This window comes from Shewanella glacialimarina (assembly GCF_020511155.1).
Lineage (GTDB): Bacteria > Pseudomonadota > Gammaproteobacteria > Enterobacterales > Shewanellaceae > Shewanella > Shewanella glacialimarina.
Genome location: NZ_CP041216.1, coordinates 3,157,446 through 3,171,024, shown reverse-complemented (window position 1 = coordinate 3,171,024; position 13,579 = coordinate 3,157,446). Strand labels below are relative to the sequence as shown.

The 13,579-nt window shown below is 43.6% G+C and carries 6 protein-coding genes; 5 read left to right on the top strand and 1 reads right to left on the bottom strand.

Going from position 1 to position 13,579, the window contains the following annotated elements:
• Positions 1-28: 28 nt before the first annotated feature.
• The 3 genes from FJ709_RS13870 to FJ709_RS13860 all read left to right on the top strand — a co-directional run bounded on the left by FJ709_RS13870 (position 29) and on the right by FJ709_RS13860 (position 5,099).
• Positions 29-643 (top strand): sigma-70 family RNA polymerase sigma factor, encoded by a 615-nt coding sequence (locus tag FJ709_RS13870; protein ID WP_226410620.1) that lies wholly within the window; start codon positions 29-31, stop codon positions 641-643.
• Positions 644-645: 2 nt separating this feature from the next.
• Positions 646-1,557 carry a hypothetical protein gene (locus tag FJ709_RS13865; protein WP_226410619.1) on the top strand — a complete coding sequence of 304 codons (912 nt, stop codon included), beginning with the start codon at positions 646-648 and terminating at the stop codon, positions 1,555-1,557.
• Positions 1,558-1,835: 278 nt separating this feature from the next.
• On the top strand, positions 1,836-5,099 hold the full coding sequence (locus tag FJ709_RS13860; protein ID WP_226410618.1) for a S41 family peptidase: 3,264 nt from the start codon (positions 1,836-1,838) through the stop codon (positions 5,097-5,099).
• A 163-nt stretch (positions 5,100-5,262) separates the two neighbouring features.
• Here FJ709_RS13860 and FJ709_RS13855 read toward each other — a convergent pair whose 3' ends face one another.
• The gene (locus FJ709_RS13855) at positions 5,263-5,700 is read right to left on the bottom strand and encodes an OsmC family protein (RefSeq protein ID WP_226410617.1); all 438 of its coding nucleotides are present in this window, start codon (positions 5,698-5,700) and stop codon (positions 5,263-5,265) included.
• Between the two features lie 401 nt (positions 5,701-6,101).
• Between FJ709_RS13855 and FJ709_RS13850 the strand changes: the two genes are divergently transcribed.
• Both FJ709_RS13850 and pulA read left to right on the top strand, forming a co-directional pair.
• Entirely contained in the window at positions 6,102-9,080 is a 2,979-nt protein-coding gene (locus FJ709_RS13850) for a TonB-dependent receptor (RefSeq protein WP_226410616.1), read from the top strand.
• Positions 9,081-9,176: 96 nt separating this feature from the next.
• Positions 9,177-13,511, top strand: coding sequence for a pullulanase-type alpha-1,6-glucosidase (gene pulA / locus FJ709_RS13845; RefSeq protein WP_226410615.1), 4,335 nt, complete (start codon positions 9,177-9,179; stop codon positions 13,509-13,511).
• Positions 13,512-13,579 lie beyond the last annotated feature (68 nt).

The window sequence follows — 13,579 nt, the reverse complement described above, 5'->3', positions numbered from 1 at the left end:
AAACAAACGGATTTTTAAGAGAGTGTGCATGACAGCAAATAATAGTGAAACCCTTGAGTTAGACGTAAATCTTGTTAATGCGCAAAGCGATGAGCAATTGATGTTAGCTTACCAGTCGGGCGATATAAAAGCATTTGAGGCCCTTTACACTAAACATAAAGGACCGCTATATCGTTACTTTGTGCGTCAGCTATACGATAACGTCTTGGCGGAAGATTTATATCAAGAGGTGTGGGGCAAGGTAATAAAAGCGGCGGCAAATTATCAGGTCAGTGCTAAATTCACCACCTGGCTATATAAAATTGCCCATAACTTAATTATCGATCACGTTCGCGCGGTAAAGCCCTTGGATGACACGCAAGAGTTGGCAGAAGATCAAACCATGGACAGCTTTAACGCTGCGTCAAATGTAGAACCTGATATCCAATTGCAGCAACAACAGCAAGCTAGATTATTACAAGCCTGTATTGATTTGTTACCTGCAGTACAAAAAGAAGCCTTTTTACTTAATGTCGAATTAGGCCTGACCGCATCTGTTATTAGCGATATTGCGCAAGTGACAGTGGAAGCAACTAAAAGTCGTATTCGCTATGCTTATCAAAGTATTAAATCTTGTGTCACTCAAAAATTACAGGCGGTATAAAGATGACTCAACAACATGATGAAACATTTTTAGCCTTACAAGATGAAATCGCTAAGCTATACCATCAAGGCCCCAAACCGCAGCCATCAGCGCAACTAGATGAAGCGATTTTAGCCCAAGCACAAACCGAATTAAGCTTAAGTCAGTCAGCGGCATTAACGCTAGCGGTTCAAAACCAGGACAAAACGAATGTTGTAAGCATAAAAGGTTGGCGACAATATCGTTGGCAACTGTCTTCCGCAGCATCAGTGGTGCTGGTGGCAGGCTTGTTTATGATGATGCCGATGAAGCAGCACTATAATTCATTAGAGCTTAATCCATCCGGTCTAAACTCATCAGATTTTGAGGCGTTATCATTGGATATGCCAGTGGCTGATAACCAAGCTAATGACATAACAGCCTCTGCCGCGCTTAAGTCTGCGCCCATGTCATCACCTAACTCGACTGCACCTAATACCTCTGCAGCACCTATGTCTACAGCACCTCAATTGTCGTCATTCGCCCAAGAGCAAAACATCGTCGACACTCATAGCGCAGATGATAGATTTAGCAGTAAAGGATCGTCGCAAACAAGTTTATCGCAGCAAGCTGAACAAGCGAATGAAACCGCTAAAGTGGTTGAGCAAGTTGAGCAAAGTCGTCAGCAAAAAATGATGTCGGAACTCAAACCATCAGAACACAGTGAACTTACCCAAGTTGCTAATAATCAATATTTAAAAGACTCAGGTATGATCACCTTAGATACCGCTGATAAAGCGATGCTAAGGTTAACTGAGTTGGTTAAATTAAAAAAATTGTCACAAGCTGAGCGCTACATGTTAACGATGGAGCAACGGTTTCCTGAGTTGAATAATCTTAATCATCCACTACATGAAGATTACAACAAGATTAAGCAGCAATTAACTGTAAAGTGATGTTTTATTAAATCAAACTAAATAGGCTCTATGGGACATGTCTCTTAGCGCCTATTTTAGCGGTGATATTTATCACAGCACTTCACGTCAACTGATACCTTTGCCACTTAATATCGTTTCCATTGAGCTTCCTCTCTCCAAAATAAGTAGTCTAGCGTTATGAAGACACCGCAATAAAGGCGATTAATCTGTTGCCATTAGTTACATTTTTAGGCTTTTAAAAAAGTCACATTCTGGTAACTTGTCTGCTAACAAAAATAATATGGAATAAACCCTTAATGAAACTTCGTCGCTCAGTATTAAGCTGCATGATTGCCCTAGGTTGTGTTAGTGCGTTCTCATCAGTGGTGCAAGCCAGTAATGGTTATTATCGCGCCCCCGCATTACATGACAATACCTTAGTGTTTACCGCTGAAGGGGATTTATGGAAAACCCAGCTTAATAGCCAAGTCGCCAGTCGGTTAACCACTCAAGCGGCGGAAGAAACCGATGCCAGTATTTCCCAAGATGGACAATGGATTGCATTTAGCGCTAACTACGAAGGTGCAACAGAAGTGTATGTTATGCCTATGGCCGGTGGCGTGGCCAAGCGGGTCAGCTTTGAAAACTCGCGGATAAGACTACAAGGCTGGACAGCCACAGGTGAGATCCTGTATTCCACTGACAATGCCTTTGGTCCAGCAAACTTCTGGGTATTAAAAACCATTAATCCTGATACGTTAACGGTAACTAATTTACCGCTTGCCGATGCGATAGAAGGGGTGATTGATGCTAAAGGCGAATATGTTTATTTTACCCAATTTGGTCTGCAAGCCAGTGGTGATAATGCCAAAGTGTATCGTGGCGGCGCCAAAGGTGAAATTTGGCGTTATCGTTTAGGCGAAGACAAAGAAGCACAGCAATTAACCACCCAACATGAAGGGTCAGTACGTCAACCTATGTTGTGGCAGGACAGAGTTTATTTTATTAGTGATGCATCAGGTAATGATAATATTTGGTCTATGTCATTAACCGGAGGCGACATTAAGCAGCATAGCCAATATACCGATTGGCAAGTCAGAGATGCTAAATTATATCAAGGTAAAGTGGTTTTTCAGCAGGGTGCAGACATCAAATTATTTGATCTCGCCAGTAATAAAGACTCGGTTGTGGATGTCGAATTAAGCAGTGATTTTCCCCATCGACGTGAGCACTGGGTTAATGATCCAATGGATTACGCTACCTCAACCAGCTTGAGCCCTAAAGGCGATCAAGTGGTGATAACTGCTCGCAGCCATGTTGCTATTGCCAATAAAGATGATCGTCGTTTAATACAAATAGCGTCGGCACCCGATAGCAGGGTACGTGATGCATTACTGAGTAAAAATGGTAAATGGGTATACGGCATAAGTGATGCTTCTGGCGAACAAGAAATATGGCAATTCCCAGCCGATGGCAGCGAAGGTGCAAAACAGCTGACTAAAGATGGCAATACGTTACGTACCAGCTTAAAGCTTTCACCGAGTGGTCGATATTTGGTCCATGACGATTATATGGGCAATGTGTGGTTACTTGACTTAACCACGAGTAAAAATAGCAAAATTGCCGTTAATGGCGAAGGTCTAGGGCCATATCAAGATATTGTCTGGTCACAAGACAGCGAATATATCGCATTAACTAAAGCTGAAATCGGTAAGCAACGCCCACAAATCGTGCTGTATTCAGTTAATGAATCTAAAGCGCAAACACTAACTTCTGATAAATATGAATCATTCTCACCAAGCTTTAGTTTAGATGGTAACTGGCTATACTTTTTATCTAATCGTGATTTCAATGCCACGCCAAGTTCACCTTGGGGCGACAGAAACATGGGCCCGGTGTTTGATAAACGCACCCAAGTGTTTGCCCTGGCGTTAAATAAAAAAGCACTATTTCCGTTTGCTAAAACAACAGAGTTATCAGTACAAAATGACAAAGATGATGAGGGTAAAGTTGAAACAGCCGACATAAAACTTGAATGGCAAGGCTTGGCGCAACGACTATGGCAAGTACCTGTTGAGTCAGGCAATTACAGCCGTTTACAACAATCAAAATCAGGTCTGTATGTTATTGATAGTGTGAATGATAAAAGCGCTTTAAAGTGGATTAAGTTCGATAATGTCGCGCCAAAAGTGGACGTATTTGCTGAAGATGTCGCTGACTTTACTCTAGCTGATGATCAATCCACTATTTTACTGCGCAAACAAGCCAATCCGAAAGAGTTATTGATTGTTGCAGCGGGTGAGAAGTTACCTGCAGATGTGAGTCAGGCGAAGGTGAAAACAAATCAATGGCAATTACGCATTTCACCTATGCAAGAATGGCAGCAAATATTTGAAGATGCGTGGTTAATGCACCGAGACCAATTTTTTGATACCCAAATGCGCGGACTAGATTGGCAAGCGACTAAGGCTAAGTATCAACCTTTACTGCAAAGGGTCACCGAACGTAACGAGCTAAACGATATATTTGAACAAATGATGGGCGAGCTGAACTCGCTACACTCGCAAGTTCGCGGTGGCGATATGGTGCAGGATAACGATGCGGCAAAATCGGCGTCACTCGGTGCACGGTTAAATCTGAGTTCCAAAGGCGTTGAGATAGCCCATATTTATCAAAATGATCCTGAGTTACCGAGCCAGGCTTCACCATTAGCCCGTATTGAAGTTGATGCCCAAGTGGGTGACATCATTAAAGCCATTAACGGTAAGCCAGTGGCAAATTTAGGTGATGTAACACAGCTATTGCGTAACCAAGCCAACAAACAAGTGTTATTAACCCTAGAGCGTGGCAGAAATCAACATAAAACCGTGGTGTTACCTACCGACACTAACACTGATGCCACATTGCGTTATTTAGATTGGGTGCAACATAATCAAACTAAAGTTACCGAAGCATCAAAGGGTGAGTTTGGTTATTTGCATTTATACGCTATGGGCGCTGGCGATATAGAAAGTTTTGCGCGTGAGTTTTACACCAACTACGACAAACCAGGATTAATCATCGATGTTCGCCGCAATAGAGGCGGTAATATTGACAGTTGGATTATTGAGAAATTACTGCGTAAAGCGTGGGCATTTTGGAAACCCACCCATGGCAGTGCTAGCACCAATATGCAGCAAACATTCCGTGGCGAGCTAGTGGTCTTGGCTGATCAAATGACGTATTCAGATGGGGAAACCTTTTCTGCAGGTATTAAAGCCCTAGGTATAGCGCCGCTAATCGGTAAGCAAACCGCTGGTGCAGGGGTGTGGTTATCGGGTCGTAACAGTGTAACTGACAATGGCATGGCAAGGGTTGCAGAGTATCCACAATATGCAATGGACGGTCGCTGGGTAGTTGAAGCCCATGGGGTTGAACCGGATATTGAAGTGAGTAACTTACCCCATGCAACATACCAGGGGGACGATGCTCAGTTAGCCGCCGCGATTGAATACTTACAGCAAGCGCAAGCTAAGCAGCCAATGTTACCGCTTAACGCATTGCCGTTGCCAAAAAGTGGCAAAGCGGATGATATTAAATAGTCATACTTAAAGTGCCTGTAGTGATATAGGCACTTTTAAAACAAGCATAAATAGATATGGATAAGTAGACACAAAAAAGCCGCGAAAGCGGCTTTTTTGTGTTTGGTGCTTTATGTTTAGCGCATGATTGTTAACAATCAAAACAGCATAATTAAGCTAAAAATTAATGCTTAATTTCAACTTCACAGGCTAAAGAATTAGCGATAAAGCAATTGGCGTGGGCTTTTTCATGAATTTTAGCGATTGTTTCTTCGCTTACTTCAAGGCCATCGGCAAACACAACCTGAGGATAAAGGGTCATTTTAACCACTGCAATTTTACCTGCATCATTTTTACCTAAATCAGCAATGGCGTTATCAGTATAGCTATCTACCGGTAAACGTTTTAGGTGTGCAATGGCCAGAAAAGTCAGCATATGACAAGAAGACAGCGCAGCTAATAAGTTTTCCTCTGGATTAACTTTATCGGCATTGCCTTTATATTCTGGCGCTGATGAAGCTTGAACCGCTTGACCACTGCCATAACTGACTTGATGATCACGATTAAACTCACCCTCTGCTGCAGGTGAAGTGTGCCAATCCACAGTGACTTTAAAACCCATCTGATACTCCTAGTTTGAGCGACCACATTGCATTCACAATGCGTTATTCGGTGCTGATTCAACACTAACTGGACGCTAATGTCCATGTTTTATCTATGCTTTTAGGCGCTCGGTTTAAATGATTTTCTTATGAGCACTAACACAAATGAATATGGCGCACCCAAAACTAATTACAAAGTATTAATTTATAACACTAAAAATACACAAGTTAGCTTTTTAGCTGTGATGTTGAAAATTCAATTGTTACCAATATGTTATGAATACGTATGCATTGTATTGTTATCAAAAGGGGGAGAAGCCTAGTATATCGGAATAATAAGTGTCCGGTATTCTGCATAATGTGGGTGGTATATCCGAGTATTGGACAACAATAAAAACCTTAAAGGTGAAGGGGAAAACCAATGCTCAAAAGTAAACCCAGTGTTTTATCATTGGCTTTAGCAACAGCAGGTATGAGCGTGATGTTCATGTCTTATGGCGCTAATGCAGCAGATGATATAAAGCCCATAGTGCAACACAAAACAGTTAAAGCTGATGCTAGCCTTGAAGTGGATAAAACCACCAGTGTTCAAGCTGCCAGTGACGCTATTGCAGATGACACGCTTGCAGAAAATGATCAAGCAATCGAGCGCATTGCCGTCAAAGGCTACAGTCGTAGCCTTATTGATTCACTTAACTCTAAACGATTTAGTGACACGGTTTCCGAGCAATTATCTGCCGATGATTTAGGCGCCTTGCCCGATGTCTCAATGGCCGATGCATTAACGCGTTTACCGGGTATTTCCGCGGTACGAACCGGTGGCCAGGCCGCTGAAATTAACATTCGCGGAATGTCTGGCGGGTTTGTATTTTCAACACTTAATGGTCGCGAACAAGTCTCTACCAGTGGTTCGCGCAGTATTGAGTTTGACCAATATCCTTCAGAGCTGATTAGCTCTGCCGCCGTTTATAAGTCGCCTAAGGCTTCACTCATTGAAGGTGGTGTAGCGGGGACGGTTGAGCTGCAAACTATTAGCCCGTTAAGCATAGATAAAGACTATAGTTTTGTGGTCAATGCCAGAGGCATGCATAACGATCGCGCCAGTGAAGTGTTTGGCGCAGAAGAATATGGCAGCCGCTTAAGTTTTTCCTATCAAGGCAAGTTTTTAGAAGATACGGTGGGTATTGCGGTTGGTTATGCCCGTTTAGAACAACCTAGCGTCGCGACGCAGTTTATTGGTTTGGCTTATAACGACTCTAAAGAGTTAGATGGCCTAGCGAACGATACTAACGGCCCGGTTGATAACCCAAGCTATGAATACATTAGTGAAGGTTTTGAAATGCAGCACCTAGGCGGCGTAGAAACCCGCAATGGTTATATGGGCGCCATTGAATGGGCACCCGTTGATAACTTTGTGCTCAAAGCCGATGCGTTTATGTCTCGCTTTGACAGTGAATCGTTTGCCCGTGGTTTTCGCGCCAAATTAGGCGGCCGTAATGCTAGTGTTGCTAACCCGGTATTTGACGGCAACAGCGTCACTGGCGGCACGTTTAATCGCACCTCAAAAAGCTATACCCGGGTAGAAATTGTTAACGATGACAATCAAGACTTTGATGAAGTTAATAATTTTGGCATTAATGCCGACTGGCAAGTCACTGATCGTTTAAATGTGAATGTTGACGTGTCGTTATCATCGGCTAAAAGTGATTTCCGTAACGGTTTGTTATGGGCTAATGTCGCCCAAGATGCTAATGCAGAAACCCCTATTTTTGATGAAAATGTGTCAATCAGTTATTTACTCAATGGCCTAGATTTACCCGATGTGGGTTTTAATCAAGCCGATGCTTTTTCTGATATAGACCGCGTTATGGTCAGTAAATACGGTATTTATCCTTTTCTGAATGAAGATGAAGTTAAAGCCTATCGTGTTGATTTTAAATACGACTTAGAAATGGATGTGATTACCAGCGTTGAGTTTGGCGCGCGTTATTCTGACCGTAACTATTCAAATGACCGCTCGGTATTTGAATACGGTAATGATGGCGCTTTTTCTAAATCTCAGCCGCCCTTAAAGCTTACTGACGACATGACCACAGTGGTCGATTGGCAAGGTGACTTTAGTTACTTCCCCTCTTATTTAGCCATTGACTTAGATTCCGCGTTAAACGCTTGGTTTCCAAATGGTGTACCACAACCGGTACAAACCTGGGGCAATGCGGGTGGCGTTATCGACCCTCAGGGTTACACCACTAACTACTCGTGGACCATGCTACAAAGCGGCGAGGTGTATGAAGAAGTATTATCTGCTTATGTGATGGCTAACATCGATTCTGAAATAGCGGGTATTCCTGTTACCGGTAACTTTGGTGTGCGTATGGTTGATACCGATCAATCAGCCACCATGCTGCAAAACGTTGAAGGCGATGTAAACCTAGGCGCGCAAAATATTGCTGACAGCATTGGCATTATTAACCAAAACTACGCGCCAACGGTGCAAGGGGTTAGCTATACCGATTATCTGCCATCGATTAACTTGAACTTCAAAGTGGCTGAAGACTCACAAATACGGGTTGCTGCAGCCAAAGTGATGTCACGCCCACCGATCAATCGTTTAGCCGGTGATATCAGTGCATCAGTATCTGATGATGGCAAAATTAATGGTTCAAGCACCAACAACCCATTTTTAATGCCATTTTATGCTGATCAATACGACTTATCCTTTGAACAGTATTTTGATGAAGGTGCATTTGTTGCGGCCATCTTCTACAAAAACATTGATTCATTCATTGATACCGTCGCGATTGAAAACTTTGACTTTAAAGGCAATGGATTCAACGTACCTGAATATATCACTGATGAAATCAGCGGTGAGCAAATTGCCACCACCAATGGCACTTACACCACCGCAGTGAACAACGCTGAAGGCGGTTACATTCGAGGCTTGGAACTGGCTTACACCCAAGTGTTTGCCTCGCTACCCGATGCCTGGTCTGGATTAGGTTTTAATGCGAGTTACTCCTACACAGAATCTGAAGTGCAATCAATTACTAACCTTGGCGGCGATACGACAGCCCAAGCTTTACCTGGTCTGTCTAATAACGTTGTCAGTGCCACTTTGTTTTATTCCTATGAAGGTTTTGAAACCCGCGTAAGTGCGCGTTTCCGTGATGAATTTGTCTCGGAACAAGTCGCTATTAATGAGCAAGTGGTTAACTTTGACGGCGAAACCGTGATTGATTACCAGGCATCATACCAAGTCACTGACGGTCTAGGGGTGTTGTTCCAGGTGAATAACTTAACCGACGAGCCTACCAGAAGTTACTTCGGCACCGAAAACAAAACCGGCACCTTGCAGTACTTTGGTCGCGAATTCTATATGGGGTTCACTTATGCGATGTAATCAATTAGCAATTATCAAAGTTACCAATATAACAATAACAACAAATACCAACCAAGCGGTTGCTCTACAGCAAAAAGTGATGGGGAGAAGTCAGTCATGATGACTAAGTCAACAATTACGACATTCAGTGTATTTGCACTGAGTATGACAGCACTAATGGGGTGTGGCAGTGACTCAACCGAGCCAGGCACAGTATTACTAACCTGTAATGTACCAAACGTACCTAATGCAGGGGGAACAGAGTGTGTGCCGCCACCACCATTAAGTTGCCCAGCACCTAAGTTTCCCGATGCTAATAATGAAAGCTGTATTGTCGGTTACAACCCCGACTTGCCTATGCCTTCTGTACTTGCTGGGCCTAATCAGGCTGTGTTGTATTACAACCGCATTAAAGATAAAGATAACAGCAGTGGTAATACTAATTATCCCGGTTATAAGCTCCATTCATGGAACAATGATACCTGTGACGCCTATGCGCCACCCTTTGATTCAACTGACTGGGCTAATGGCCACTCTTTTGATGGTATCGACCCAAACTACGGCGCTTACTGGTTAATCAATTTAAAAGAAGGTTACAGCGAGTGCGCTAACTTTATCATTCATATCGGCACAGAAGGTTCAGGCAAAGCATTAGGCGATGGCGATTCAGTGATGAGCCTTAAGTCTTTTGCCGATGACTCTGCCCCTGAAGCACAATTTAACCGTGCTAACTTCACCATTCACGGTGAAAGTGATGTGTATGACTATCCTATTTTAGATGTCGGCTTTGCCATTGATGGTGCTAGCGCTCATTGGTTAGATCAAAACACCTTTGTGTGGAATGAATCTTCCGATGGCATCGCTAAATTTGTATTACATCATTCGGCAACCGCAGGCATTGAAGCTGATAACGACAGTAATATCAACGGCATTCAAGTTGAGTTAACCGAAGCCACGCTCACTGACGAGCAAAAAGCCCTAGTGCCACATTTAGCACAATGGCCTGCTTATGAAGCTAACTTTAGCCTTGATGAAGCGAAAAATATCGCCAAAGAACAATTGGTGTTAGTCGCATACGACAGTGATAACAAGCCCGCTGCCGCAACTCATGTTCAAGTGGCTAAAGTGTTAGATGCACTTTATACCCAGGGCGATGCAGATGCCGATGAAGCGTCATTAGGCATTATGTACGACAACGGTATTAGCGCTAAAGTGTGGGCGCCGACGGCACAATCGGTTAATTTGAAGATATATGACAGTGCTAAAAAGCTGACTAAAACTGAGCCCATGACCTTAGATAGCCTAAGCGGTATTTGGTCATTTAGTGGCGACATGAGCTTAGACCGTCAATATTATCGCTATGAAGTAAAAGTCTATCATCCAGTATCGAAAAAAATTGAAACACTGGAAACCACAGATCCCTATTCACTCAATGTATCAACCAATGGCCGTTACAGTCAGTTTATTAATTTATCTGACGATGACACCAAACCCGATGGTTGGGACGGGCACACAGTTGCAACGGTAGAAAACCCAGAAGATATCGTTATTTATGAAGGCCATGTACGTGATTTTAGTATCAGAGATGAAACCACATCAGCCGCTAATCGTGGTAAGTATTTAGCCTTTACTGAACAAGACAGCGCGCCGGTTGAGCATTTACGTCAACTTGCTGAAAGCGGTGTTACCCATTTTCATGTATTGCCAGTAACCGATATTGCCACCATAGAAGAAGATGTGACTAAGCGGATTGAAATTACCGATACCTTAGGCATGTTATGCAGCAAGATTGCTGACAATGCTAAAGCCTGTAAAACAGAAGATAAAGCCGCCAAAATTGTTGATATATTAGCGGACTTTTTACCTGGTTCAGGGGATGCACAAGATCTAGTCAATGCCATGCGTGGATACGATGGTTTTAACTGGGGTTACGATCCACAGCACTTTATTGCACCAGAAGGCAGTTATGCTTCAAGCCCTGAAGGGGTTGCACGAGTAAAAGAATTGCGAGCAATGAACAAAGCTTTGCATGAGCTTGGTTTACGCGTGGTACTTGATGTGGTCTATAACCACACCAGTTCATCAGGGTTATGGGACAATTCAGTACTCGATAAAGTGGTACCGGGTTATTACCACAGATATAACGAAATCAGCGGCAAAATTGAATCATCAACCTGTTGTGACAATACCGCCACAGAACATAGAATGATGGACAAGTTTGTGTCTGATTCAATGGTGATTTTAGCCAAAGAATATGGCTATGACGGTTTCCGTTTCGACGTCATGGGTCATATGCCCAAAAGCAGTATTTTAGCGGCTCGAGAAGCGGTTCAGGCTGTCGATGCCGATAACTACTTCTACGGTGAAGGTTGGAACTTTGGTGAGGTGGCTGATAATCGATTATTCGAACAGGCAACCCAAGCCAATATGGCTGGCAGTGAAGTGGGCACCTTTAACGATCGTATCCGTGAAGCCGTGCGTGGTGGCGCGTTATTTGCCACAGAGCAAAAAGATGATTACTTACGTGATCAAGATACCTTGCGCTTATCTATGGCGGGTAACTTACAAAACTACATCCTAAAAGACTTTAACGGCAATTCAGCCAAAGGCAGTAGTTTTAGCTGGAACAGCCAACCAACCGGTTACACCTTAGACCCGGCAGACAGCATTAACTATGTGTCAAAGCATGATAACGAAACCCTATGGGATACTCTGCAATATAAACATAACGTCGGTTTATCGTTAGAACACCGTGTTCGAGTGCAGAATATTGCCGCCACCATTCCGTTAATGAGCCAAGGTATTCCATTCTTCCAAATGGGCGGTGAAATGCTGCGCTCAAAATCAATGGACCGTAACACCTACGATGCCGGCGATTGGTTCAACTGGGTCGACTTTAGCAAAAACAGTAATAACTGGAATGTTGGCTTACCTTTAGCACAAGACAATAAAGATAAATGGTCGGTGATTAGCGGTATTTCAGCTAACCCTAATGCCGCCGCGTCAATGTCAGAAATTGATTTTGCATCAAGTGTGTTTAATGAGTTTCTATCAATTCGTCAATCAAGCAAGTTGTTCCGCTTAACCACGGCGCAAGACATTATCGACCGAGTGGGTTTCCATAACATTGGTAAAAATCAGCAGCAGGGCGTGATAGTCATGAGCATCGATGACGGCCTAGGGCTAACCGATATTGACCCAGCTATTGACGCCATAGTGGTGATGGTAAACGGTAGCGCACAAACGCAATCACATGCCATAGCCACCGCCGCGGGCTTTAGCTTACATGCTAAACAGATGATGTCTATTGACAGCATAGTGCAAGACGCAAGCTTCAGTCAGGGTGATACCGAGGGTACTTTTACTGTGCCGGCTTACACCACAGCCGTATTTGTAAAAAACCAAGGTGATGTTCAAGGTGAAGGCTTAAGTGCTAATGCCACAGCTGGTGCACCCGATGTTGTGCCTTATGGCAGCACAGATGTATTTGTTCGTGGTGGCATGAATGGCTGGGGGGAAGTGGATAAGTTCACCTATGTGGGCGCAGGTGAGTACCGCATTGCGATCACACTGGCCGCAGGCAGTTATGAGTTCAAAATAGCTTCTGCTGACTGGAGCACTGTTGACTTTGGTGCTGTGTCAGCCGATGTTGCAGCGGTTGACGAGGACATAGCTGAGCAACTGAGCGCGAAAGGGGCCAACATGACCTTTACCGCCGCTGCTGATGCAACCTATGTGTTCTCATTAGATGCTGCAAACAAAGACAACCCAGTATTAACTGTGTTCAATGAAGAGCCATTTGTCGGCACATCGGTTTACTTACGTGGTGACATGAATGGTTGGTCTACTGACAGTGAAATGGTTTATCTAGGTGGCAGCTTATACCGCGCTGAAATCATGGTAACCGCAGGCACTAAAGGCTTCAAAATCGCTTCAAGTGACTGGAGCAGCGTAGATTATGGTAGCGCAGATGCTGATGGAACCGTTCAACTAGGAGTGCCTAAAGCGTTAGCGGTCAAAGGGGCTAATTTAGGCTTTAATTTTGATAGCGATGCCATTTACAGCTTCACATTTGACATGAGTAACCGGAACGAACCTATCTTAACCATAGATAAAACCGATATGTTTGCCGGTAATACCGTTTATATTCGCGGTGGCATGAATGGTTGGGGAGAAGTTGATGCGCTTGCTTATCAAGGCTCATCTGTTTACACGGTTGATATCGCCATTGCCTCTGGCGATTACGAGTTTAAAATCGCCACAGGCGATTGGTCTACCGTCGACTTTGGTGCTATTGCCGCTGATGAAACCGTTGTTGAAGGTGCGATTAAAACCTTAGCTAAGAAGGGCGCTAACATGAAGTTATCTGTCGCCAGTAATGCAACCTATCGCTTTACGGTAACCGGTCCAAGTAGCGATTCACCGACCTTGAATGTGACTAAGTTGAATTAACCGATATAACGCAACAAAGTTGCTTGAATATCAATAACAAAAAACCAGCGCAAGCTGGTTTTTTTATG

What these genes read in the sequence shown, in the direction of transcription:
- FJ709_RS13850 (WP_226410616.1), top strand. Translation starts at nt 6,102, where the DNA reads ATGCTCAAAAGTAAACCCAGTGTTTTATCATTGGCTTTAGCAACAGCA.
- FJ709_RS13860 (WP_226410618.1), top strand. Translation starts at nt 1,836, where the DNA reads ATGAAACTTCGTCGCTCAGTATTAAGCTGCATGATTGCCCTAGGTTGT.
- pulA (WP_226410615.1), top strand. Translation starts at nt 9,177, where the DNA reads ATGATGACTAAGTCAACAATTACGACATTCAGTGTATTTGCACTGAGT.
- FJ709_RS13855 (WP_226410617.1), bottom strand. Translation starts at nt 5,700, where the DNA reads ATGGGTTTTAAAGTCACTGTGGATTGGCACACTTCACCTGCAGCAGAG.
- FJ709_RS13870 (WP_226410620.1), top strand. Translation starts at nt 29, where the DNA reads ATGACAGCAAATAATAGTGAAACCCTTGAGTTAGACGTAAATCTTGTT.
- FJ709_RS13865 (WP_226410619.1), top strand. Translation starts at nt 646, where the DNA reads ATGACTCAACAACATGATGAAACATTTTTAGCCTTACAAGATGAAATC.